The sequence below is a fragment of the Mycobacterium sp. IEC1808 genome, assembly GCF_002101935.1.
Classification (GTDB): Bacteria; Actinomycetota; Actinomycetes; order Mycobacteriales; family Mycobacteriaceae; genus Mycobacterium.
In genome coordinates this window covers 227,914-252,286 of the sequence record NZ_LQPV01000006.1, presented here as the reverse complement: position 1 = coordinate 252,286, position 24,373 = coordinate 227,914, and the positions used below count along the sequence as shown (strand labels likewise).

Sequence of the window (24,373 nt, the reverse complement as noted above, 5' to 3'; positions counted from 1 at the left end):
GTCAGCGAAACTAGCCGATCGGCTATCCTCGGGTCAATAGCCGATCGGCTACGCTTCCGGTGTGGTTTCCCCGCCGACCCGGAGTCGATTCCGCTTCATCACGCGCAGCGCCGCGCAGACCCGAATCCTCGATGCAGCGCTGCAGTTGATCGCCGAGCACGGGGTCGGCGGAACCTCGCTGCAGATGATCGCCGACGCCATCGGGGTCACGAAAGCCGCCGTCTACCACCAGTTCAAGACGAAGGAACAGATTGTCATCGCGTTGACCGAGCGGGAACTCGGCGGCCTCGAGGAGGCCTTGGAGGCGGCCGAGGCACACGATCACCGGTCCACCGCACGGGAGCTACTGCTCGACCGGGTGATCGACGTCGCCGTCGAACGTCGCGGCGCCGCAAGCACCCTGCAATTCGACCCCGTCGTCGTGCGACTGCTGGGCGAACACGAACCCTTCCAGCAATTCATCCAGCGGCTCTACAGCGTGCTGCTGGACGACCCGGCCGAGGACGCGCGGGTGTCGGCGGCCGTGCTGTCGGGCGCGATCGCGGTCGGGGTCGTGTCGCCTCTGGTGGCCGACATCGACGACGACACCCTGCGCACGCAGCTGGGGCGCATCACTCGCCGGCTGATCGACGCGGGCGACTGATCGCGGCACTTCCACCGAATTTTTTGGTCCGGTTCGGCGGTCGCTCGGGTACGGTTCTCCCATGAGCAAAGTCGCGCGTGTCGCCGCCGCGGCGATCATGGTCAGCGCCGGCTTGGGCACCGCGACGGTCGCTCACGCCGACAATCCGCCGTGGCCGTTCGTGGGCTATCACTGGTGCCCGGGCCAGATGTTCGATCCGTCGTGGGGACCGCAATGGGACCCGACCACGTGCCACGACGCGCACCATCGCGACATGGACGGCACTGTCCACAACTTCGACTACTGGGGACCCAGTCCCTTCCAAGATTGGCCGGAGATCCCGAACACCCGGCCGTGAGTCGAGCCGAATCGGCCTAAGTGTCGCCGCGCTCCCAAATCTGTGTTCCGTCATGCGCATTGCAGACGAGGAAAAGGCCGTCCGGCGCCTGCGCGACGTAGTACTCCGGGAAATCGACGCAAGACGAGCCCTCGATCTTGACGCCGGCCATCGGGGGCGACCGGAACCACCGGGGCTCGTACCTCCGGGGCGAGCCGCAGAACATCAGTCGTCCCGGCTGCGTGGCGAAAGACACGTAGTAGTCGGCGGTCCCGAATACGTAGTAGGTGGTGTTGTCGCACGGCGCACCGAGCACCTGGTGCGGCATGATGCCCGGCGTGCAATCCGGGTAATCGCAATTAACCGGCGCTGCGGTGGCCTGCGGCGCCACGGCGACACCCAGGCCCTGCGAGAGGCCTAAAAGCACGGCGACCGCTGCCACTATGAATCGCACGGGATTACTTTAAATTACTTCGCCCACCGGTGGGAATAGAATTCTCTCACTCGGAGAAGACTTGCATCTAAAGCCGCGATCTCCGTCGCCGGGCCGCCCGCGTGGCAGTGATAATGTGGCTCTCCTGTAGGCGCGACGAGGAGGTGATCCAGTGCCTCGGCGCAAGCTTCCCGCTGGGGCGACCGTCGCCCAAAATCGACGAATTGGGCCCGAATCCACCCCGCCGTCAACCCTGGCCCCGGAGGTTCCGGTGGCCGCGGAAGTCGCCGAGGCGGACGCCCGTGCCGCGGCCGCCCGGGCCCGTGCCGCGCGGTTGCGCGAACAGCTCGAGGCGGCGTCCGGTGACCTCGAAAACCGGGCCGACACCGAGGGGACCGAGGCGGCGCCGTCGCGACGGCGGCGGCTGCGTCCCCGTCGCCCGAGCCGGAAGGCCACGGCGGCGATCGCAGCGGTTGTGGTCAGCTGCGTCTCGCTGGCGGGCAGCGGGTACTTGGTGTGGCATCACCGCGGCGTCGAGCAGGAACAGCTGCGCAGCGCGGAGTTCGCCAAGGCTGCCCGCGATGCCATTGTGACGATGATGACGATCGATCCGACCAAGGCAAGAGAAGATCTGCAGCGCTTCGCCGACGACACAACCGGGACGTTCAAAATCAGCATCTTGATGGGCGGCGAGGATGCAGTGAAGGCGGTGGAGGAGTCCAAGGTCGTCTCCAAGGGCTCGGTACAAGCGGCCGCCGTGCAGTCCATGACCCAGGATTCAGCGATTGTGCTGATCGCGGCGAAATCCGAGATCACCAAACCCGGTGAGGCCAAGCCGGAATCGCGCCGGCTGCGGATCGTCGTCACCGTCCAACGCGACGCCGGGCAGCTCAAGATTTCCAGACTCGAGTTCGTCCAGTGACGGTCGACAGCGCTGCGCACGAGGAGTCGGCCGAGGATCGGGCGCCGGCCCGCCGCAACGGCGCGCTCGGGCGCTGGACGCGTCGTTGCCTGGCGCGGTGGCGGTCAATCCTGTTGACGCTTTTGCTTATTGCCGCCCTCAGCAACGCGGCCCGGATTTTTTACTTCGATTATCGTCCGGATTTGCAGACCGACCGCGCGACGGCGCACCAGGTCATCAGGGCGGCCAGCGATGGTGCGGTGGCGTTGTTGTCCTACTCGCCGGAAACTCTTGATCGCGATTTCGCCAACGCCAAATCCCGCCTCACCGAGGATTATCTGGCCTACTACCAACGGTTCGCCGACCAGGTCGTGGGGCCGTCGGCGCAGCGCGGCCAAGTCACGACGACCGCCACCGTGGTCAAGGCGGCCGTATCGGAACTGCAGCCGAATTCCGCTGTCGTGCTTGTCTTCATAAAACAGAAGACCACGAGCAAGGCCAAGCCGGAACCGGTCGTGACGTCGAGCAGCCTGAAGGTGGCGATGGAAAAGGTCAAAGGCTCCTGGCTCATCGATAAATTCGACGTCCTATGAGCTTCCCAGCCTTCGAAGCAAACCATTCCGTGACATGCGGGGGCGGTGTTAGTCTGTGAATTCGATTCGCTTGGAATTGGCGGTATTTAACGCCTCGAGGAGCACATGATGCGTCCGACAAATATGGCGATAAGCGCAACCCTGGTAGCCGTCGGCGTGGCGGGCGGCGTGGGCGTGGCCCCGTCGGCATGGGCCTACGACCCCGCGATCAACGGGACGTACACCGCCACCGTGGTCGGCGACTGGGCCCGCACCAATGAGATTTTCCACCAGGAGGCGGTGGTGCGAAGCACGTGGACCATCACGACGTCGTGCTCCACGGCCTACCGGTGCGACGGCACGGTGGTCAGCGACCAGGGCTGGACCGCGCCGATATTCATGAACGAAGGGAAAACCTGGTTCGTCAAACGCGACATCCCCAATTGGACGACGTGTCCCGACGGCACCTCATACGTCGGCCACGACGTCATCCATTTCTATCCGGCGAACCCGGAGACCGGCGAGAACGTGCTTGGGTCGCCGGTCCTTGCGGGACGGGAACAGACGTCCGGCCCCAGCGGTGCCTGCGGCACCAACAAGCCGCTGTACATCGACCAGCCATTCAGGCTGGACAAAATCAGCTGACCCGGTTCGCTCGAGGATGGCCCCGCGGACGCATCAGGTGGCGAACATGTCCTTCCAGGTTTTCGGCGCCTTGGGCGACGTGGGCTTGACCAGATCCGATTGCCGGTAAACCTGGCCATCCGGGGTGACATAGCTGCCGGTGCGCGGGTTGTACTGGGCGATCGCCACCGATGGACCGGTCTGAGACTCGTTGTGCCCGAACGCACTTGGCGCTGCCGAAGGCCCCGCGGGCGGCCCCGCCGGCGGGGCGCTCGCCGCCGCGGGCGCCGCCGCGGCGGGAGGAGCGGGAACGTCGATCGGCGCAATCGGTGACACATCCCCCATCTGCGCCAACGGGCTGAGCGGCGCGGCGGGCGGCGGCAACGCCGATGCCGGCGGCGTCCCCCGCGGAACCGCGCCCGGCGGCAGCGGCGTTCCCTCCACCGGCCCGAAGATTCTGTCTCGGTACCAGTTCATCCGGTCGTCGGGCGGGATGCCCTGCGCGATCAGATTCGGGTCCAGCGGGTAAGTGCCGAAGACGTGCTGTCTCATCGCCAACGGTTGGAAAGGCTTGTCGCTCTCGCAGATTTCGACGGTCGGCGCGCGTTTTCCGGGCTGTCCCATGCAGGGATAGTTTCGGGCACCGCGCACCGCGATGGGCGAATCCTGCGGCAGTTTGCAGTACAGCCCGTCCGGCGTGTCGATGGTGCGGGTGTCGGCCGCGGAACGCCATTGGCTGGGCGGCAGGAAGCCGACGGTGCATGCCGGCGGGTCACTGATGATCAGATTGAAGGCGCCCGTGGCCAATCCCGTCGGCGACTTCGTGCCGACGAACGACTGAATCGCCGCGGTGAACGGCGGCAGCAAGACCAGGAGCTGTTCGATTGACGCGTGATAGGTCACGCCGATCTGACCGATCGTGGTCAGATTCGCAAGCAGCACCGGCAACGTCGGCTTGATCTGATCGAGCAGCCGGGACGCCTCGTTGAGGGCTCCAGGCCCCTGTTGCAGCAGGGTGCGAAACTGTGGGTCGTCCTTCGCCAGCTGGCCACTGAATCCGGCGAGACTGCGCGCCCACGTCCGGATCGAATCCGCGGTCTGCGCTTGCGCATCCAGGAAGGGCCCGGTGTCTTCGGTCAGGTTCCTGGTTTGGTCGGCGACGCCGTTGAGGTCACCCGAGAGCCGTGACGAACTGTCGAACAGCGATCCGAAGTCGTAACCTGAGCCGTTGAATGCCTGGAACGACTCGTCGAGCAATTGACCGAGCTTGCCCTTGGGAATGCTGTTGATCAACTTGCTGGACTGGTCGAGCACGGGACCGATCGGCTGCGGGATCGTCGCGTCGTTCATCGCGATGACCGAGCCGTCGTGCAGGTAGGGCGGCGAGTCGTTGCGGGGCCGCAGATCGACGTAATACTCGCCAACCGCGGAGATGCTCAGCACCTCCGCTTTCAGGTCCGCCGGTATCTTCGGCGAAGTATCAAGGGACAGCGTGGCTTTCGCTCCGTCGGGGGTCAGCCCAACGGCGGTCACCTTGCCGATCTGCACCCCGCGGTAGGTCACGTTGCTGAAGCGGTACAGGCCGCCGGTGGCGGGCAGTTTCAGCGTGACCGTCATCTTGCCGATGCCGAGCAGGGTCGGCGCTTGGACGTACCACAACGCCATGATCACCACACCGGCGATCCCGACGATCGTGAAGATCGCCAACTGGATTCGGACAAACCGGGTCAGCATCTATGAGCCCCCGTCCGTCTGGCTGGTCGTCGGCGTCGCGCCCGGCACCGGCGCGCCCTGGTCGGCCGGCGGCACGGCCCCAGCCGGCGGCGGTCCGGGCAGCGTCGCTGTCGGCGACTTCTGCGCATCCGGGCCGAGCCACGTCAGGCCCGCGATCAACGGCGACACCGGCGGCGGCGGAGGCGCAGGCGGCGGTGCGTCTGCCGACTGCTGGTTCACCGGCCCCGGCGCGGCGGACGGCGGCGGTCCCGGCAGCGGCCGCCCCCAGGGTGGCGGTGGTCCGAACGGTGCCGGTTCCCCTCTCGGGCCGGGCTTGCTCAGCGCCCCAGGCGCCCCGGGCGGTGCGCCATACCGGAATTGCAGGTATTCCGGATCCGCGGGTCCGGGCACGGCCTCGGCGCCGATCCGCTCCCAGTGGGTGCCGCGGAGGATGCCCTTGCGGAGCCCGGCGTTCGTCAGATCGATGATGAAATACCCGTTGAGGTAGTCGCCCCGGATGTACCGGTCGATGATGCCCTGGGTCCACGGGAACGTCGGCGCGTACGCGAGGGCGGCGTCGAGATCCGGGCCGATGTCGGCGAGCGCACCGAGTGCCGGCGCCAGATTCGTCAAGTTCTTCACCAAGTCGTCGCCCGCGTCATTGACGAGTCTGGTCGCGGTATTGCTGAATGTCCCGAGCTTGTTCAGCGCGGTCGTGATGCGCGGGCGCTCCTTGATCAGCACGTCCAGTGCGGGCGGAATCTTGTACAGCGCCTGGGTGATCACATCGCGTTGGGCGGCGAACGTGCCGGCGAGGCGATTGAGGGCGCGGATCGACGCGACGAGGTTGTCGCGCTGCTGGTCGAGGGTTCCCACGAACCGGTCGAGGCGCTCGAGCAGATCGCGAACGGCGCCTTCGTTTCCGGACAGCGCGGCGTTGAAGTTGTGGATGATGTCCCCGAACTGACCCAGCCCCCCGGCGTTGAGGATCACTGACAGCGACGACAGCGTCTGTTCGGTCGACGGATAGGTGGACGACCGGTTCAGCGGGATCGTGGCGCCCGGCTGCAGCCGGCCGATGCCCTGTTGGCCCAGCGGCGGATTCAGCGCCAGATGCATGGAACCCAGCAGGCTCGTCTGGCCGACGCTGGCCACCGCGTTCGCGGGGATCACCGTGCCCGGCCGCACCGAGATTTCGACGTCGGCGTGCCATCCCCGCACCGTCATCTTGCTGATGCTGCCGACGATGACGTCGTCGATCATCACCGGCGAATTCGGTTCCATCGTAACGACGTTGGCGAGTTCCACATGGTAGGTGGTGGCACCCGGGCCACGTCCCACGGCCCCCGGGAGCGGCAGCGAGTTCAGGCCGTTGAACGCGCATCCGCTCACGGCGAGCATGACGCAGCAGGCGATGCCGAGCACGCGCCTAGTCGCGATCCGGGCGGTCACGGTTGCCCCCCTTCACCCGGGAGCAGCATGTCCTGAACGTTCGCCGGGGCGGCCGGCGGCGGCGACGCCGGCGGCGGTGGTGGTGGGACGGGCGGCGGTTCCGTCGGCGGGGGCTGCGGCATCGCGGCGCCGGGGATCCGGCCCAGCGGCACCGAACCCGGCGGTCCAACCGGGTCGCCCGGTAGCCCGGTGTACGCGGAGACGGCCGGCGGCAGCAAAGGCGGGCCGGGACGGGGACCCTCCCCGCCGGGCTTCAGCCGGTCCTCGCTGTAGACAACGTTTTCCGGGGCGAACGACGGGGCCAGGATCGGGTTGACCGGAATCGGGAGGTAGTTGAAGTTGACGAGGAAGTTCGGGTTGAACACCTTCAGCGCCGGGCTCAGATACAGGCCGCACAGCTTGCCCGTCTCGACGGCGGTGACGTTCTCGATGGCCCCGATGCCCGCACACCACGCGTACGTGGGATTGCTGAAGTTCTGCAGGCCCACGCCGCCGCGGATGTTGCCGGAGTCCGGGTCGTAGGCGTTGTAGGCGTTTGCGAGCGCGGTCGGCGAGATGTGCAGCACGTTTTTCAACGACATCTGGTGGTCGACGAGGATCTGCGTCAGGTCGGCCAACCGCGAAATCTGTTCGGAGGTCGCATCACGAGTGCCGGCGATGAACCGCTGTACTTCGCCGACCGCACTCGCCAGGTCCGTGAGCGCCGCGTCTAGGTCGGACTTGTTGTCGTCGAGCACGCTGGTCAGCGTGGCCAGCCGGTTGTCGAACTGCACGATCTGGACGTTGCTTTCGCGCAGGGCCCCGATGAAGGCCTGCAGGTTCTTGATGATGTCGACGAGGTTGCCGCTGCCTTCGGCGAACACCCGGGCGACGCCGGACAGTTGAGCCAGCGTCTGGTGCAGCTTCTCGCCGTTGCCGTCGCCCAGCGCGTCGGCGGCGCTGTCGATGAACCGCGCCACCGACGGGGTGGACACCTTGCTGTTGGGGCCCAATTCCGTTGCGAGGCGCATCAATTGCTCTTTGACCTGATCCCATTCGACGGGCACCGCGGTCCGTTCGATCGGGATTACCCCGCCGTCGCGCATGGTGGGACCGCTCGTCCGGTAGGCCGGCGTGAGCTGCACGTAGCGCGCCGCCACCAGGTTTTGGGCGACGATCACCGCCTTCGCGTCCGCCGGAATGGGCACGTTGCGATCGACGTGCATCACCAGCTTCGCCCGGGTGCCCTGCGGCTGAATGGACGAGATGGTGCCGACCTTCATGCCGGACACCCGCACGTCGTCGCCCGGATAGATCGCAGTGGCCGTGGGGAAGTAGGCGGTGATCGTCGTCGGGCGAAAGAAGGTGTTGCGGATGGCGATCGCCGCGCCGACCACGAGCAGACCCGCCAGCACGATCGCCAGCCCCACCTTGAGCTTGTTGCGCGGAATCGCCCCGAGCCCCGTCATGGCCGTCCTCCCGGGTCCTGGTTGAACGGCCACGGGAAGAACGCGCGCGGCCCGGCGGTGTCCGGCGGCTGCCCGGGCGCGCCGTAAGCGCGGAACCCGAAGGCGTAGTCGAACAACCACTGGAAGAACTCCAGCTGGAAGAGGTTGGGGATGAACGGGTTGTAGTAATAACCGCTCGAGACGGTCTCCCCCTGCGTCAGCTCGTACTTCGCCAATCCGGGAAGCGCTTGGGCGAGATTGTCCCGATTCTTTTCCAGCATCGCCGTCACGGAGTTCAGCTTCTCCAGCGTCGGCGCCAGCTTCGCCTCGTTGTCGTGCACCACGCCGGAGAGCTGCCGGGCCACCGCGGACGTGCTGGCCAGCAGCCGCACGATCGCCTGGCGCCGCGCGACCAGCATCGACAACAAATCGTTGGCGTTGAGTATCAGCGTGTTGAGCTGCTGGCTGCGTTGCCCGAGCACGCCCGTCACGTCGGCGGCGCCCTTGAGCAGCTGCCCGAGGGTCTGGTTGCGGGCGTTGAGGGTCTGGGAAAGCCGGCTGACCCCGTCGAAAGCGGGACCCAATTGCGGCGCAACCTGATTCAGGGTCGCCGACAGCGTGTCCAGGGACTGGTTGAGCGACTCGGTGTTGGTTCCCTGCAGGTCGGTCGTCAGGTCGTTGACGGCCTCGGACAGCGAGTACGGCGAGGAGGTGCGCGACACCGGAATGACCGCCATCGGATGCAGGTTGCCGGTGCCCGCGGAGTCGACCGTGAGCACCCGTTGACCCAACAGCGACCCGGTCTTGATGTGTGCGGTGCTGGCCGAGCCGAGCAGGATGTTCCCCTTGGCCGTGAACGTCACCAGCACGTCACCGTGCTGCAGCTCCATGCCCGTCACGCTGCCGACCTTGATCCCCGAGATTGTCACGTCGTTGCCCAGCGCGAGGCCTCCGGCGTCGGCGAACAGCGCCTGGTAACGGACCGTGGTAGCCCGCTGCACCAGCTGATCGGGGTTCAGCCCGACGGCGATGACCAGCGCGATGAGGACGGCGCCGATGAATCCGGCCTTGATGAGGCCCGCTCCGCGGTACTTATTCATCGGGGTCCTTCGGTTCCGCGCACCGCCCGGTGGTCTGGTGTTTGATGCCCACTTCCACCGTCCGGTACTGCAAGTCGGACACCCGCAGCGACAGTCCGCAGAGGTAATAGGGGAACCAGGCACCGTACGACCCGAGCCTGAGCAGTTTGCGGTAGTTGTGCGGCAACTTGTGCAGCGAGGTGTCGAGGAGGTTCTTGTCCTGGTCCAGCAGCGGCGCCAGCCGGCTCGCTTGGTCCACCGTCGCGGCCAACGGCGGGCGGGCGCGGGTGAGCAGATCCGCGATCGAGGCGGTCCCGTTGTCCAGGGCGGTTATCGCGGTCCCGATGGTGTCGCGGTCCTGGTCGAATCCACTGACCAACTTCTCGAGGCGGTCAATGGCGCCGGAGAACTTGGTGCCGTCCTTGTCGACTGTGGCCACCACGGTGTTGAGGTTGTCGATCAGCTCCTGCACCGTCTGGTTGTTGTCGGCCAACGTGTTGGAGAACGACGACGTCTTCGACAGCAGCGACTGCAGGGTTCCGCCCTCGCCCTGGAACACCTGAATGAGCGCCGCGCTCAGCGCGTTGACGTCTTGCGGGTTGAGGCCCTGGGTAACGGGTTTCAGACCGCCCAGCAGTAGATCGATGTCAAGGGCGGGTGCCGTGCGATCGAGCGGGATCTGCGACCCGGCCGGCAGCACCTTGGTGGATCCCGGGCCGTCGGTCAGCTCGAGGTAGCGATCACCGACCAGGTTCAGGTAGCGCACCACCGCGCGGGTGCCGGTGGTCAGCACGACGCTGCGGTCGGCGTCGAACTTCACCTCGACCTTCTTGTCGGCGCGCAGCTTGACGCTGTTGACCGTGCCCACCCGGATGCCGGCGACGCGCACGGTCTCTCCGGTCTTCAGCCGCGACACGTCGGTGAAGAGTGCCGAATACCCGTTCGTCGAACCGGTGGTGTACTGCCCGAAGATGAAGAACAAGAACACGGTCAGCACGATCATCACGGTGGCGAACGCCCCGAACTTGATGATCATCCCGCGCGAGCCGGTCATCCGGGCATCCCGATCTGCATGGTGTTGCGCGGCGGACCATCGATCGGCCCGTACAGCAGCTGCTTGAGCGCATCGGAGTTGAGCAGCAGTTGCTGGTTGCCGTACGCCGTGGGGTTGGAGCCGTTGTCCGTCACCACGAACGGCGGCGCAACGTCGAAGGGCACCACCGGAAGGTTCCGACATTGGGGCCCACCGGTCGCCGCCACCTTGGGCAGGTTGGACGGGTAGCGGTAACGCTCGGCGCCGAGGCCGAGCACGACGGTCACCTTGACCATCGGCTCGGGCAGGTCCGGCGCGTGCAGGTTGCCCAGTGACCCGGCGATGCCGCAGTACAGCGCCTGGTGGTACTGGTTGAGCAGATCGGTGGTCGGCACCAGCAGATGCAGGTCGTCCGTCAGCGCTTGCCGGTTGCCGCCCACTACGTCATTGCCCATGTCCGCCAAGCCAATCGAGCTGATCAGGAAGGCATCCAGATTTTGTTGCTCGTCGACGATCGTCTTGCTGATTCGGACCGCGTTATCGGCGGTGGCGAGCAGGTCCTGTGCCGAGTCGCCATAGGCATTGCTCACCACGGGCAGGGCTTCGAGGTCATGGCTCAGCGCAGGCAGGCTCGGTTCCTGGGTGGCCAGGAATGAGTCGAGATCGTGCAGCATCTGGCCGATCTTGTGGCCCCGGCCATTGACCGCAGAGGCTATGCCGCCCAGGGTCTCGTTGAGTTTGGCTGGATCGATCGTCGACAGCAGTGACGTGAGTTGCTGGAACACCGTGTTGATTTCGACGGTGACGTGCTTGCCCTCCAGCACCTGACCCGCGCGCAGCGACTGCGGCGACGGCTCGGCGGGCGGTACCAGCTCGATGAACTTCGCGCCGAACACCGTCGTCGACGCGATGTCGACGAGCACGTTGGCCGGGATCAGGTGCATCTGCGACGGTTGCATCGCCAGGTGCAAAACTGCTTCGCCGTTGGGCCGCACGTCGATTGAGTCGACCTTGCCCACCTCGACGCCGCGCATCTTCACCTTGGCATCCGGGTTCATCACCAGTCCGGCGCGCGGTGAGACGACGGTGACGGGCACGCTCGTGGTGAAGTCACCGCGGAACAGGCCTATCGCGACGGCGAAGACCAGGCCGATGAGGACGATGGTCGCCAGGCCGGCCAGCGGCCGCGCGTACGACTGCGCGCCGAAGTGCCGCCCGGGCGAGGCCGCGACGGGCCGTGCGGCACTGGTGGTTTCGGACCGGTGAATGGGGCCCGGACCGAAGTCACGCGTCACTGTCCTGTCACCACCTTCCTAGCCCGACAGGTTGAAGTTGCCGTTGGTGCCGTAGATGGACAGCGAGACGAGCAGCGTCACCGACACGACCACGATCAACGAGGTTCGCACCGCGTTGCCGGTCGCGACGCCGACACCGGCCGGTCCGCCCGAAGCAAAGTAGCCGAAGTAGGTGTGAATCAACAAGATCGTGATCGCCATGAGGACGGCCTGCAAGAACGACCACAACAGGTCGATCGGGTTGAGGAACGTCGAGAAGTAGTGCTGATACAGCCCGCCCGATTGGCCGAACAGGACCACCGTGGTGAATTGGCTGGCGAAGAACGACAGGATGACGGCGATGGAATACAGCGGCGTGATCGCCATCATCCCGGCCGCGATCCTGGTGGACACCAGATACGAAACCGGCCGAATGGCCATGGACTCCAACGCATCGATCTCTTCGTTGATCCGCATGGCACCCAGCTGCGCGGTGACGCCCGCGCCGAAGGTGGCCGCGAGACCGATCCCGGCGACGATCGGCGCGGCGATGCGCACGTTGATGAAGGCCGCCAGGAACCCGGTCAACGCCTCGATGCCGATGTTGCCCAGTGAGCTATAGCCTTGCACGGCCAGGGTGCCGCCGGCGGCCAGCGTCAGGAAGCCGACGATCACCAGCGTGCCGCCGATCATGGCCAAAGTTCCCGCGCCCATGCTGATTTCGGCGATCAGGCGGATGACCTCGCGCCGGTAGTGGCGGACCGCGAAGGGGACCCCGGCAAGCGCCTTTCCGTAGAACAGCGTGTGATCGCCGATCCGGCTCAGGGTGCCGACCGGCTTTTCGAGCTGCCGCGTCAGGCGCGGGTACGTGGCTCTCAGCGTCATCACGGTTCGCCCCTACACCTCCTCAGTGACCCTTGGCCGACATGCGGATACCGATAGCCGTGACAACCACATTCACGACGAACAGCGACATGAACGCGTACACCACCGTCTCGTTGACGGCGTTGCCGACCGCCTTGGCGCCGCCGCCGGACACCGTCAGTCCCCGGTAGCACGCGACCAGCCCGGCAATCAGGCCGAAAAGCGCTGCCTTGACGCAGGAAATGACGACCTCGGGCACGCCGGTCAGCAGGGTGATGCCGGCGGCGAACGCCCCGGGGTTGACGTCCTGGACGAACACCGAGAAGACGTAGCCGCCCACGATGCCGATGATGACCACCAGGCTGTTCAGCAGCAGCGCCACCAGGCCCGCGGCCAGCATGCGGGGGGTCACCAGGCGCTGAACGGGGTTGATGCCCAGCACTTCCATCGCGTCGATCTCTTCGCGGATCGTTCTCGATCCCAGGTCGGCGCACATCGCCGTCGAACCGGCGCCGGCCACGATCAACACGGTCACGAGCGGGCCGACCTGGGTCACCGCGCCGAAGGCCGCACCCGCGCCGGAAAGGTCCGCTGCGCCCAGTTCGCGCAGCAGGATGTTGAGCGTGAAGCTGACCAGCACCGTGAAGGGAATGGCGACCAGCAGGGTGGGAGCGAGCGCCACCCGCGCGACGAACCACGACTGCTCCAAGAACTCGCGCCATTGGAAGGGCCGGCGGAACACGAACTTGATCGCGTCCGCCGACATCGCGAACAAGCCACCGACGGCTTCCATGGGCTTGGAGCCGCGGCCGAGCGATATGCCCCCGGTCCATCGCTCCGGGCCCGCACGCTTAATCGCCATCGGCCTCAGTTCCTTCCGACATTTTCGAGACCGATGGTCTTGTTCGGCTGAACGGAAAGCTGTAGATTTGGCTGGACCGACGGCCACAAACGTACGCTGGAACAGTCGAAATGCGTAGCGGGCAGCCACATTCCGGCATTCGCCTCCGGCGTCGCTGCCACTACCATCCTCACGCCACTCCTCCGTTCTGTCGCGTGAGTTGGCGCTTCAAAACGAGGGGCCTCGTGTCTTGAAGCGTCCGGCGATTATGACTCATGCGGTGTCCAGGTGGAATGGAAAATTCAAAACCGTTATCGGACAGCTCTCATGACAAGCGGCGTTCGGCTCACACATTTCTCACAGCTCCGGTCCCTGTAGCACTCAAGTGACCGCGCCGGCCGTCTTGAGCTCGATGATGCGGTCCCAATCGAGTCCGATTTCCATCAGGATTTCTTCGGTCTGTTCGGCGAATCCGGGCGCCGGGCCGGTATGCGGCCGCGCGACATCGAACTGGACCGGGTTGGCAACGAGATCGAGTTCGCCTGCGCGAACCAGGTACTCGTTGGCACGGATTTGGGCGTCGTCGACCGCCTGCAACGTGTCCTGTACGGGCGCCCACGGCCCGGCAAGCGTGGCAAAGCGCTCGCTCCACTCGGCAAGCGTGCGGGTTGCGATCACCTTGGTCAAGATCTCGACGGCTTCCGTTGTATTCGCGGCGATTTCTTCGACAGTCGCGAAGCGGGGGTCGTCGGCCAGCTCCGGCAGCTCGACGTGCCGGCAAACGTCGGCCCAGAACTTGGTGGGCTGCATCATCACGAAGGAGATGTAGCGTCCGTCGGACGTGGTGTACAGCCCCACCAACGGGTTGTTGGGCGCACCATGCACCCCGGGCGGGGGCGCTTCCAGCCGCTGACCCAGATGCTTGGTCAACGCGACCGTGTGTCCCATTGCCCAGAAGCCGCTGCCCAGCAACGACACATCGACGACCGAAGCCTCGCCGGTGCGCTCGCGCTTGAGCAACGCGGCCGCGATGCCTCCGGCGAGGTTGGTGCCGGAGATGGTGTCGCCGTAGGCCGGTCCCGGGGGCGCGATCATGCCGGGCATCCCTGCCGGCGTGATGGTCGCGGCGGTTCCGGCCCGGCACCAGAACGCGGTCATGTCGTAGCCGCCCTTTTCTGACTCGGGGCCGCGCGGACCAAGCGCGCTCCCGCGGGCGTAGACGATTTTCGGGTTGACCGTACGAATGTCCTCGACGTCGATGCCGAACTTCTTCCGGTGAGCGGGAAGAAAACTGGTCAAGAACACATCGGACCGGCGGGCCAGCTCGTAGAGCACCTCTTTGCCCTCGGGCACGGACATGTCGAGTCCGATGCTGCGCTTCCCACGGTTGGCGTGTTCGATGTTGGGGTTCGGGTCGCCCTCGACGCGCAACATGCCGGTCTGCCGCAGCCCGCGTTGCGGGTCGCCCGTCACGGCGTGCTCGACCTTGACCACGTCGGCGCCCCACTCGGCGAGCACGGCGCCCGCCGATGGGACGAACCCGTACATGGCGACCTCCAGGACACGGATGCCCTCCAGCGGCCTCATGCGGGCGCCCCCACAACGGGAACCGCAAAAGTCTTGCCTTCCAAGAACTCCTCCAGCCCGGCGACGCCCATCTCACGGCCGACGCCGGACTGCTTGAAGCCCCCGAACGGGCTGTCGGCGGCAAAGTAGTTGCCGCCGTTGATGGAGAACGACCCGGTGCGGATCCGACGGGCTACCGCCAGGGCGCGGTCCTGGTCGCGGCTGAAGACCGCGCCGGCCAACCCATAGATCGAGTTGTTGGCGATCCGCACCGCGTCGTCGTCGTCCTCGAACGCGATGACCACCAGCACCGGGCCGAAGACCTCGTCCTGGGCGATCTCGCTCTCCGGGTCGACGTTGGTGAGCAGCGTGGGCGCATAGAAGTAGCCGGGATCCAACCGCTTGCCGCCGGTGACCAAGGTCGCGCCCGCGGCGACGGCTCGCTGGACCATGCCGTCGACCTTGTCGCGCTGGCGTTCGTTGATGAGCGGACCCATGAGTGTCTTCGGATCCGCCGGGTCGCCGTGGCGCACCTTGGCGAAGTTCTGCGCGATCAGCTCGACGATCTCGTCATGATGTGACCTGGGCACCAACAGTCGGGACGTGAGCGCGCAGCCCTGTCCCGCGTGTGTGACCATGCTGAACGCCGCGAACATGCTCGCTGCTGTGAAGTCCGCGTCGTCGAGCATGATCACGGCCGACTTGCCACCCAGCTCCAGGAAGACGCGTTTGACGGTGTCGCTCGCGGCGGCCATGATCTTGCGTCCGACGGCCGTCGATCCGGTGAAGGTGACGACGTCGACGTCGGGGCTGGTGGTCAACGCGACCCCCGTGGCCACGTCCGAGGAAGTAAGGACGTTCACCACGCCGGGCGGGATGTCGGTGTGGTTGGCGATCAACTCGCCGAGCGCCAGCGTGACCAGCGGGGTGTCCGGCGCCCCCTTCAGCACCACAGTGCATCCGGCGGCCAGCGCCGGGGCCAGCTTGGCGAGCGCGAGCTGGTTCGGATAGTTGTAGGCGATGATGGCGGCCACCACCCCAGCGGCTTCCTTCTCCACCCAGCGGTGGTGCCGCATGCCCCGCGATTCGATCTCGCCGAGATCCTCGGAGAACTGATAGGTGCGCAGCAGGTCGGCGTAGAAGCGCACGATCTTGATCGGGTCGTCGAGCTGAGCGCCCTGGGTGAGCGCCCGGGTCGCGCCGACTTCGGCGATCGTCAGCTCCCGCAGCTCCTCCGCGTGCTCGACCAGCGCCGTGTGCAACTGGTCGAGGCAGCGGATCCGCAACTCCACATCGGTCGACCAGTCGGTCGTGTCGAAGGCGTGCCGGGCCGCCGAGATCGCCGCTTCGGCCTGCTCGACGCGGGCGTCTGGAGCGTGCCCGATGACCGCGCCCGTGGCGGGGTTGATCGAGGGGAACGTCTTGTCGGCGGTGACGAGCCGGCCGTCAATCAGCAGTCGGCGATCGACCTGTGACTCGGGCGCGGCATCCGCGATCGTCTTCGCGGTGGTCTCTGCCGTGTCCTGCACTGGCATCGCCTACTCCCTCATGTGGTGACGGTCACGAAAATTTCATTCTCTTCCCCGGCGAATCTTACATTCGGGTCTCGATAATTCAAGAAAGTCTCAGGAATGGGACCGGGCCGCCGACCAGGGGCGTTGTTGCGCATGTGTCGGGGTAACGAGCGTCTCAGCGCAGGCCGCGCGCGGTTTCACGGCCATGTTGCACGGCGCTTCGCCGCGAGAGTAAGGTTCTCATAATTGTAAGGGAGATTCTTTGTGACTGAGACGGCCCCATTTGCAGGCGAGGCCTCGACGTGAAGACCGCGGTGGTCACCGGCGGCGGATCCGGCATCGGTCAAGCGGTCGCGCAGCGCCTGCGCGCCGACGGCCTTGACGTCGCCACGATCGACCTCAGGCCGTCGGAAGCCGATTTCGCCTTCACCGCCGACGTCACCGACCGGCCGCAGGTGGATGCCGCGCTCGCGGCCATCCGCGCCCAACTGGGCCCCGTGACGGTCCTGGTCAACGCGGCCGGGCTGGACGGCTTCAAGCGCTTCACCAACATCACCTTCGAGGAGTGGCGGCGGGTGGTCGACGTCAACCTCAACGGCGTCTTTCACGTGACCCAGGCGGTGCTGCCCGACATGGTCGAGGCCGGGTGGGGACGGATCGTCAACATCTCGTCGTCGAGCACCCATTCCGGTGCGCCCTACATGAGTCACTACGTCGCCGCCAAGTCCGCGGTCAATGGCCTCACCAAGTCGCTGGCACTCGAATACGGGCCCAACGGCATCACCGTGAACGCCGTACCGCCGGGGTTCATCGACACCCCGATGCTGCGCGCCGCGGAACAACACGGATACCTCGGCGACATCGAGGCGACCATCGCCCGGACCCCGGTGCGCCGGATGGGCAGGCCGGAAGACATCGCGGCCGCGTGCGCCTTTCTGATTTCCGAGGAGGCCGGCTACATCACCGGTCAGATACTGGGCGTCAACGGCGGCCGAAACACCTGAGCAGCGACACAAAAGGAGAGAGTGTGGCAGACGGCGCACCAGGGCGCGTGAAGGGAAAGGTCGCCTTCGTCACCGGCGCGGCGCGCGGGCAGGGCCGCAGCCACGCGGTGCGGCTGGCCGAGGAGGGCGCGGACATCATCGCCGTCGACCTGTGCCGTGACCTCGACACCATCGGTTACCCCATGGCGGCACCCGAGGACCTCGAGGAGACCGCGCGGCTCATCGAGAAGACCGGGCAGGGCGCGGTGATCGCCCAGGCCGACGTGCGCGACGCCGGGCAACTGAGCGCGGCCCTGGAGCAAGGGGTCGCGGAGTTCGGCAGGCTCGACATCGTCGTGGCGCAGGCCGGAGTCGCCGGCATGAAGGGCCAGCCGCCTTTGCAGGCGTGGTGCGACGTCATCAACACCAACCTGATCGGCACCATCAACGCCATCCAGGTCGCGTTGCCGCACCTGCGCGAGGGCGCCTCGATCGTCGCCACCGGATCCACCGCGGCGCTGATGGACACCGCCAAGAAGGACAACCCCGGCACCGACCCGGGCGGCATGGCCTACATCCACTCCAAGCGGGCGCTGTCGCGTTACGTTCACGACCTGGCAACGGAGCTTGCGCCGTTGGGCATCCGCGCCAACGTGATCCACCCGACCAACACCAACACCCCGATGCTGCAGAGCGAGCCGATGTACCGCTCGTTCCGGCCGGACCTGGAGCGCCCGACGCGGGCCGACGCCGAGCCGGTTTTCGGCGTGCAGCAGGCGATGAAAATCCCCTACGTCGAACCCGAGGACATCAGCAACGCCGTCCTGTGGTTGGCCTCCGACGAGGCCCGCTACGTCACCGGCGTGCAGTTGCGCGTCGATGCCGGCGGCTACCTCAAGTGGTACGACTACGAGAATTAAGACAACTCGCAAGGAGACACCGTGAAGGTCTGGGTCGATTCGGAACGCTGCCAGGGCCACACCCTTTGCGCGATGATCGCGCCGGATTCGTTCCAGCTCAGCGACATCGACGGCAGTTCGTCGGCGATCGACGAGGTGGTGCCGGCCGACAAAGAGGATCAGGTCCGCGAAGCCGTCCACTCCTGCCCTGAGCAGGCCATCATCATCACGGATGAAACGTAAAGGGAGACAGTGCCTTGAGCGTCGACGACAGCGTTGATGACCAGGTCAGCGACAGCGACCGTAAGCGGAACCGGTATCACTTCGATCGGCACTCCCCGGAGTACCGGTCGCGGTTCAAAGACATCACCGAGGAGATGCACGCCCGGTGCCCGATGGCCTGGAGCGACACCTACGGCGGACATTGGGTGGCGGCCGGCAGCCACGAGGTCTTCGAGCTCGCCCGCTGCCCGGCGGTGTCCAACGACCACGATGTGAACAATGAACGCCGCGGCTACAAAGGCATTTCGATCCCGACCGCCAGCCGCATCAACGGCATCCGGGGCGGCATCCTGGAGATGGACAACCCCGAGCACAAAACCTACCGCGCCGTGCTCAACCCCTACCTCTCACCGGCCGCGGTCAAGCGCTGGGAGCCGTTCATCGACGACGTGACGCGCGCCTGCGTCGACGAGAAGATCGAGGAGGGCCGCATCGACTTCGTCGACGACCTCGCCAACATCGTGCCGGCCGTGCTGACGCTGGCGATGATGGGCATCCCGCTGAAGAACTGGCAGATGTACAGCGAGCCGACCCACGCCGCGGTGTACACCCCGGAGCATTCGCCGGACATCCAGCGGGTCACCGAAATGCACCGGCAGATGGGGATCGACCTGATCAACAACATGATCGAGATCCGCGAAAATCCGCGGCCCGGCCTGGTCAATGCCCTGCTCGAAATGCGGATCGACGGCGAGCCCGCGCCCGATCTGGAAATCATCGGAAATCTCGGGTTGATCATTGGCGGCGGCTTCGACACCACCACGGCGCTGACGGCCCATTCGCTGGAATGGCTTTCGCAGCATCCCGATCAGCGCGAGCTGCTCAGCAAGCAGCGTGAGACGCTGCTCGATCCCGCGACCGAAGAGTTCCTGCGCTACTTCACCCCCGCCCCTGGCGACGGCAGGACCTTCTCCGATGACGTCGAGCTCGACGGCACCACTTTCAAAGAGGGCGAGCGGCTGTGGATTTCGTGGGCCATGGCCAACCGCGACCGCTCGGTGTTCCACGACCCGGACGAGATCATCCTCGACCGCAAAGGCAACCGGCACTTCAGCTTTGGGCTCGGCGTGCACCGCTGCGCCGGATCGAACGTGGCGCGCACGGTGTTCAAGTCCATGCTGACCGCGGTCCTGGACCGGATGCCCGACTACACGTGCGACCCCGAGGGGACCGTCCACTACGAGACCATCGGCGTAATCCAGGGGATGCGGAAGCTGCCGGCCACCTTCACGCCCGGCCGACGGGTCGGCGCCGGCCTGGACGAGACGCTGGACAAGCTGCAACGCATCTGCGACGAGCAGGAGCTGGCCAGGCCGATCACCGAGCGCAAGGAAGCCGCCGTCATCGACTAGGTGGCCCCGTTCCCCTCGCGAGCAGACGCAAAAGCCCCCGACACGCCGCGTGGTGAGGGGCTTTTGTGTCTGCTCGCCGTCTGGACCGCGCCTCCAAGAATCCGTAGAGGCTTCGTAGAGGCCGACGTCTAATCCTTCTCTCACACGCGCCGATCGCTGGCCGCCGGGAGGAGGAATCACGATGCAGCTCCTGAGTAACCACATCTCGTTGATGCACGGCTGGCTGCCGTTGACGGTCGATGCCGCCACCGCTCTCGCGCTGGGGCTCGCCATCGGGCGACGATCACGCCGTTGGCTCCTGTGCTGGCTGCCCGTGGCCGTCGTCGCGGGCGGCGTGGCGGCCTTCGGGGCGCACTGGTACATCGGCCGGGTGGCAACCGAGCCGGCGCCGGCCGCGCTGTATGTGTGGATCGCATTGGCCGGCACGGCCGCGGCCGTCGTGATCCTGGGCTGGCGCGGCGCTCGCTGGTGGCGCCGCGCCGTATCGATCCTGTGCCTGCCGCTGTGTGCGCTCTGCTCGCTGCTGGTGCTGAACCAGTGGTTCGGGTACGTGCAGACGGTGCAGAGCGGGTGGGACCAGCTCACCTCCGCTCCGCTACCCGGCCAGACCGACAAGGCCACCGTCACCGCGATGGCGGCGAGCGGCGCCAGGCCATCCCGCGGCCGCCTGGTGCCGGTGCAAATCCCTTCCGACGCGTCGCATTTCAAGCATCGCGAGGAACTGGTGTACCTGCCGCCGGCGTGGTTCTCGAGCTCTCCGCCGCCGCAGCTGCCGACGGTGATGATGATCGGCGGCATGATCAACACGCCCGCCGACTGGGTGCGCGCCGGGAACGCGGTGGACACCATCGACGCCTTCGCTGCCGCGCATGGAGGCAACGCGCCGGTGCTGGTGTTCGTCGACCCGGGCGGGGCATTCGACAACGACACCGAGTGCGTCAATGGAAGCCGCGGCAACGCCGCCGACCACCTCACCAAAGACGTTGTGCCCTACATGGTCTCGAATTTCGGAGTCAGCCCCGACCCGTCGCGCTGGGGCATCGTGGGCTTCTCGATGGGCGGGACCTGCGCGGTGGACCTGACCGTCATGCACCCCACGCTGTTCAGCACGTTCGTCGACATCGAAGGCGACCTGACCCCCAACACGGGCAGCAAGTCGCAAACCATCGCCGGGCTGTTCGGCGGAAATGCCGACGCCTGGGCGGCATTCGACCCGACCACGGTGATCAGCCGCCACGGCCGCTACACCGGCGTGTCCGGTTGGTTCGCGATCACGTCGGGCGGTGCCCCGGCGCCCCATCGCGATCTCACCGTCGTCGACAGCACCGCGATGGCAGTCGCCGGTCGCGGCGCCGCCACCGACCCGGGTAACCAGGCCGCCGCAGCAGCAGCCCTGTGCGGCCTCGGCCGGGCGAACGGCATCGACTGCGCGGTGGTCGCCCAGCCGGGCAGGCACGACTGGCCCACCGCCAGCGCAGCTTTCGCCACCGCGTTGCCCTGGCTGGCCGGCCGGCTGGGTACCCCGGACGTGGCCCGCATCCCGTTGCCCGGCACCGCACACCCCAACCACACCGAGGTGGTGGGCCACGACCAGAGCTAGTGGGTTAGTCCCGCGAACGTGCGGCTGGCCGCACATTCGACAACGAGCGTGCGGCTGGCCGCACGCTCGACGCACAAACCTAGCCGCGGGGTAGGCCGAGCACGCGCTGCGCGATGATGTTGCGCTGGATCTCCGAGGTGCCGCCGGCGATGGTGCCGGAAAAGCTTCGGGCATAACGCTCGAACCAGCTGGCGAAGTAGTGGTCCAGGTTCATGTGCGCGTACGGGCCGGTCTGCCCGGGGTGGATCAGCCCGTCCGATCCCGCCGACGTCAGCGCGAGCTCCATGCCGCGCAGCTCGGCCTCGGACCCGAGCAGCTTGAGCACCGAGATCGCGGCCACATCGTCTTCGCCGCGCGAGGCACGCGCCAGGGCAACCGAACCCAACAGGCGCAGCGCCTGCTTGTCCATGATCGTGCTCGCGTACTGGTCGCGCTCGACTTCGGTGCTCGGGCGAAAGTCGTCGATCATGTTGTCGAGTCGGTCGGCGAAACCCAGCCACATCATCGTGCGTTCGTGCCCCAGCGACCCGTTGGCCACCCGCCAGCCCTGGTCCAGCTCACCGACCAGGTTCTCGGCCGGCACCCGCACGTCGGTGAAGAACACCTCGTTGAAATCCAGGTCGTCGGCACCGCAGATCGAGGGAAAAGGCCGGCGCACCAGACCCGGGGTGTCGGTGGGGATGATCAGCGCGCTGATTCCCTTGTGTTTCGGCGCATCCGGGTTGGTGCGCACGAACGTCAGCAGGACGTCGGCATCGTGGGCGCCCGAGGTCCATACCTTCTGCCCGTTGACCACGAAGTGATCGCCGTCCAGTACCGCGCGGGTGCGCAACGACGCCAGGTCGGAGCCCGCGCTGGGTTCGCTCATCCCGAGCGATGCGGTGATCTCGGCCCGCAGGATCGGCACCGCCCAGCGGCGCTTCTGATCGTCGCTGCCGAACGAAAGCAGCGACGCCCCAACGATATTTACGCCCTGCGGGTTGAAGCTGTGATAGATCCGGCGGCGGCTGAGTTCCTCGAGGTACACGAACTGCTGAATCACCGTCGCGTTGCGACCACCGAATTCCGGCGGCTGGCTGGGCAACAGCCAGCCGTTGTCGAAAAGCAGCCGCTGCCAGTCGCGCGCCCACTGCGGCATGTGCGACACCGACCGCGGGCGCTCCAGCGTTTCGCTTGCGTCGGGCAGGTTTTCGTCGAGGAAGGCCGCGAACTCCGCCCGGAACGCCTCGACGTCGGGATCAAAAGTCAGCTGCACGGTATTCCTCTGCGATGCGCGCCCGGTGTTGCGCCGCGCCGCCGAGCATGAGCTCGCCCGCCTTGGCCCGCTTCAGCGCGAACTGCAGGTCGTTCTCCCAGGTAAAGCCCATCGCGCCGAAAAGCTGTAAGCCATGCCGGAATACGAGCGACTGGCACTCCCCCGCGGACGCTTTGGCCATCGCGGCCGCCAGCCGGCGCCGCGGATCGTCGGCCGCGATCGTCAGCGCGGCGAAGTAGGCCAGCGCCCGGGCGCGTTCGACCGCGACGTGCATGTCGGCGGCCTTGTGCTGGACGGCCTGGAACGAACCGATCGGCACCCCGAATTGCTGCCGGCTGCGGACGTGCTCGAGGACCAGGTCGAGGATGCGCTGGCAGGCGCCGACCATCGTGATCGCCATGCCCGTCAGCGCGACGTGCTGGGCCCGTTCCGCGTCGACGGCGAGCCGCGCGCTGTCGGGAACCCGGACCTCGCCGAACGAGAGGTCGGCGACGTGCAGGAGGGGGTCGAACACCGCCGAGCGGCGCGCCGAAACCTGGTTGGCCGCGACGATGAACACCCCGGCGTCGGTCACCACCGCCAGCCGGTCGACGCGATCGCCGTCCAGAACATGTCGCGCCGTGCCGTCCAGCACCCAGCCGTCGGCGTCCCGGTGCGCCCACACCCCGCCGTACACCGCGGTTCCGGCCTCGTGCGGGTCGAATCGATCCTCGGCCAGCGGGGCGAACTGGCTCATCGTCGCCAGGAACGTGGTGGGATCGGTCGCGCGCCCCAACTCCTCGAGCACGATGGCCAGCTCGACGGCGCTGGCCGGATCGTTCAGCTCCGTCCAGCCCTGGTCGACATAGGACTTCCACAGCGGGCTCGGATCCACGCCGTCCTCAGCCACGCTGCGCACCAGCGACGGCGGGCACTGCTTGGCGACGACGTCGCGAACGGTCTGCTGCCACAGCCGCTGATCAGCATCGAACTCCAACAGCATCCGGGCCGCCTCCTGTCGTCACCGCCAATCGCGAGAATAGCATTCTCCCTGTCGGAAGTAATAATCTCGAAAAGCGGTTACGAGGTGTCCGAACGCCTAGCCGGCACCCAGCAGTGCATCGGCCGGCTGGCCCCAGCGATCGAGGTTCACGAACTCGGAAAGCGGTCGTCGGCGCAGCGGCCCGTGCTTGCCCTTGGGCCACCCGACCACGACGTGGCCGGCGACCAACCAATCCTCGGGTATGCCGATGGCTTCGCGCAGCGGCCGCTCGCCGCCGTAAGAGGCCCAACTGGTGAGGCATGCCCCCAACCCTTGGGCGCGCGCGGCCAGCAGGAAGTTCTGCATGGCGGGAAAGATCGACCCGCCCAGCAGCAGCTCGGAGGCCGTCGGATAGTGCTGCTGCGCGAACAGGACCGAGGTGAACTCGCCTGCACGATCGTGCAATTCGTACATGGCGCGGTAAGTTCGGGCGCGGCGGCTGTTGTCGCCGTCGGCGGGCCGGCTCATCCCGTAGACGGGTTCGATCACCTCCAGGGCGTGGGCGGCCGCCTGGGCCACGACGGCCCGTTGCTCGGGCGAGCGCAGCACGACGAAGCGCCAGCCCTGCGCGTTGGCGCCCGAGGGTGCCCACCGGGCCGCTTCGAGGCAACGCGTGAGGGTGGCATTGTCGACCGGCTCGTCGGTGAACCGCCGGATCGTCCGGGCGGTCGCCATGACTTCCCAGACGTCACTGCTTGCACCGGTCATTGCGTCTCCCTCGAGGCTGGG

24 protein-coding genes are annotated in these 24,373 nt (G+C 66.7%); 10 read left to right on the top strand and 14 right to left on the bottom strand.

Going from position 1 to position 24,373, the window contains the following annotated elements; all coding sequences use genetic code 11:
• Nucleotides 1-61 precede the first annotated feature (61 nt).
• On the top strand, nt 62-643 hold the full coding sequence (locus tag AWB92_RS04720; RefSeq protein ID WP_085184267.1) for a TetR/AcrR family transcriptional regulator: 582 nt from the start codon (nt 62-64) through the stop codon (nt 641-643).
• A 61-nt stretch (nt 644-704) separates the two neighbouring features.
• Nucleotides 705-980, top strand: a complete 276-nt coding sequence (locus tag AWB92_RS04715) for a hypothetical protein (RefSeq protein ID WP_068138371.1) — start codon at nt 705-707, stop codon at nt 978-980.
• Nucleotides 981-996: 16 nt separating this feature from the next.
• Here the strand turns inward: AWB92_RS04715 and AWB92_RS04710 are convergent, their stop codons facing one another.
• Nucleotides 997-1,413, bottom strand: coding sequence for a hypothetical protein (locus tag AWB92_RS04710; RefSeq protein ID WP_085184266.1), 417 nt, complete (start codon nt 1,411-1,413; stop codon nt 997-999).
• A 151-nt stretch (nt 1,414-1,564) separates the two neighbouring features.
• Between AWB92_RS04710 and AWB92_RS04705 the strand changes: the two genes are divergently transcribed.
• The 3 genes from AWB92_RS04705 (at nt 1,565) to AWB92_RS04695 (ending at nt 3,510) form a co-directional block, all read left to right on the top strand.
• A complete protein-coding gene (locus AWB92_RS04705; protein ID WP_142281934.1) occupies nt 1,565-2,314 on the top strand; it encodes a hypothetical protein in 750 nt (249 codons plus the stop codon).
• Entirely contained in the window at nt 2,311-2,886 is a 576-nt protein-coding gene (locus AWB92_RS04700; protein ID WP_241523359.1) for a twin-arginine translocation pathway signal, read from the top strand. Before AWB92_RS04705 ends, AWB92_RS04700 begins: the two co-directional genes overlap by 4 nt.
• Nucleotides 2,887-2,994: 108 nt before the next feature.
• On the top strand, nt 2,995-3,510 hold the full coding sequence (locus AWB92_RS04695; protein WP_085184362.1) for a hypothetical protein: 516 nt from the start codon (nt 2,995-2,997) through the stop codon (nt 3,508-3,510).
• 33 nt (nt 3,511-3,543) lie between these two features.
• Here AWB92_RS04695 and AWB92_RS04690 read toward each other — a convergent pair whose 3' ends face one another.
• The 10 genes from AWB92_RS04690 to AWB92_RS04645 all read right to left on the bottom strand — a co-directional run bounded on the left by AWB92_RS04690 (nt 3,544) and on the right by AWB92_RS04645 (nt 16,273).
• On the bottom strand, nt 3,544-5,223 hold the full coding sequence (locus tag AWB92_RS04690) for an MlaD family protein (RefSeq protein WP_085184264.1): 1,680 nt from the start codon (nt 5,221-5,223) through the stop codon (nt 3,544-3,546).
• The gene (locus AWB92_RS04685) at nt 5,224-6,654 is read right to left on the bottom strand and encodes an MCE family protein (protein WP_241523358.1); all 1,431 of its coding nucleotides are present in this window, start codon (nt 6,652-6,654) and stop codon (nt 5,224-5,226) included.
• Complete coding sequence (locus AWB92_RS04680) at nt 6,651-8,102, bottom strand: MCE family protein (RefSeq protein WP_085184263.1); 1,452 nt, start codon at nt 8,100-8,102, stop codon at nt 6,651-6,653. Before AWB92_RS04680 ends, AWB92_RS04685 begins: the two co-directional genes overlap by 4 nt.
• A complete protein-coding gene (locus tag AWB92_RS04675) occupies nt 8,099-9,181 on the bottom strand; it encodes an MCE family protein (RefSeq protein WP_068138354.1) in 1,083 nt (360 codons plus the stop codon). The genes AWB92_RS04680 and AWB92_RS04675 overlap by 4 nt, the downstream gene beginning before the upstream one ends.
• A complete protein-coding gene (locus AWB92_RS04670; RefSeq protein WP_085184262.1) occupies nt 9,174-10,214 on the bottom strand; it encodes an MCE family protein in 1,041 nt (346 codons plus the stop codon). Before AWB92_RS04670 ends, AWB92_RS04675 begins: the two co-directional genes overlap by 8 nt.
• Nucleotides 10,211-11,488: an MCE family protein gene (locus tag AWB92_RS04665; RefSeq protein ID WP_085184261.1), complete on the bottom strand. Its 1,278-nt coding sequence runs from the start codon at nt 11,486-11,488 to the stop codon at nt 10,211-10,213. The genes AWB92_RS04670 and AWB92_RS04665 overlap by 4 nt, the downstream gene beginning before the upstream one ends.
• An 18-nt stretch (nt 11,489-11,506) precedes the next feature.
• Nucleotides 11,507-12,352, bottom strand: coding sequence for an ABC transporter permease (locus AWB92_RS04660; protein WP_067011277.1), 846 nt, complete (start codon nt 12,350-12,352; stop codon nt 11,507-11,509).
• A 22-nt stretch (nt 12,353-12,374) separates the two neighbouring features.
• A complete protein-coding gene (locus tag AWB92_RS04655) occupies nt 12,375-13,193 on the bottom strand; it encodes an ABC transporter permease (protein WP_067011023.1) in 819 nt (272 codons plus the stop codon).
• Nucleotides 13,194-13,553: 360 nt separating this feature from the next.
• Entirely contained in the window at nt 13,554-14,759 is a 1,206-nt protein-coding gene (locus AWB92_RS04650) for a CoA transferase (protein ID WP_085184260.1), read from the bottom strand.
• Entirely contained in the window at nt 14,756-16,273 is a 1,518-nt protein-coding gene (locus AWB92_RS04645) for an aldehyde dehydrogenase family protein (protein ID WP_085184259.1), read from the bottom strand. Before AWB92_RS04645 ends, AWB92_RS04650 begins: the two co-directional genes overlap by 4 nt.
• A 281-nt stretch (nt 16,274-16,554) precedes the next feature.
• Here AWB92_RS04645 and AWB92_RS04640 point away from each other — a divergent pair, with 281 nt between their 5' ends.
• From AWB92_RS04640 to AWB92_RS04620, 5 genes are all read left to right on the top strand, one after another.
• A complete protein-coding gene (locus tag AWB92_RS04640) occupies nt 16,555-17,256 on the top strand; it encodes an SDR family NAD(P)-dependent oxidoreductase (protein ID WP_068138339.1) in 702 nt (233 codons plus the stop codon).
• Nucleotides 17,257-17,279: 23 nt separating this feature from the next.
• A complete protein-coding gene (locus AWB92_RS04635; RefSeq protein ID WP_085184258.1) occupies nt 17,280-18,155 on the top strand; it encodes a mycofactocin-coupled SDR family oxidoreductase in 876 nt (291 codons plus the stop codon).
• Nucleotides 18,156-18,176: 21 nt separating this feature from the next.
• The gene (locus AWB92_RS04630) at nt 18,177-18,377 is read left to right on the top strand and encodes a ferredoxin (protein ID WP_085184257.1); all 201 of its coding nucleotides are present in this window, start codon (nt 18,177-18,179) and stop codon (nt 18,375-18,377) included.
• A gap of 14 nt (nt 18,378-18,391) precedes the next feature.
• Nucleotides 18,392-19,768 (top strand): cytochrome P450, encoded by a 1,377-nt coding sequence (locus AWB92_RS04625; protein WP_085184256.1) that lies wholly within the window; start codon nt 18,392-18,394, stop codon nt 19,766-19,768.
• Between the two features lie 181 nt (nt 19,769-19,949).
• On the top strand, nt 19,950-21,368 hold the full coding sequence (locus tag AWB92_RS04620) for an alpha/beta hydrolase-fold protein (protein WP_085184255.1): 1,419 nt from the start codon (nt 19,950-19,952) through the stop codon (nt 21,366-21,368).
• A 79-nt stretch (nt 21,369-21,447) separates the two neighbouring features.
• On the opposite strand, the gene AWB92_RS04615 is transcribed toward AWB92_RS04620, so the two are convergent.
• From AWB92_RS04615 to AWB92_RS04605, 3 genes are all read right to left on the bottom strand, one after another.
• Nucleotides 21,448-22,623, bottom strand: a complete 1,176-nt coding sequence (locus AWB92_RS04615; protein WP_068109848.1) for an acyl-CoA dehydrogenase family protein — start codon at nt 22,621-22,623, stop codon at nt 21,448-21,450.
• Nucleotides 22,607-23,605, bottom strand: a complete 999-nt coding sequence (locus tag AWB92_RS04610) for an acyl-CoA dehydrogenase family protein (protein WP_085184360.1) — start codon at nt 23,603-23,605, stop codon at nt 22,607-22,609. Before AWB92_RS04610 ends, AWB92_RS04615 begins: the two co-directional genes overlap by 17 nt.
• Before the next feature lie 96 nt (nt 23,606-23,701).
• On the bottom strand, nt 23,702-24,352 hold the full coding sequence (locus AWB92_RS04605) for a nitroreductase family protein (RefSeq protein WP_085184254.1): 651 nt from the start codon (nt 24,350-24,352) through the stop codon (nt 23,702-23,704).
• Between the last annotated feature and the right edge of the window lie 21 nt (nt 24,353-24,373).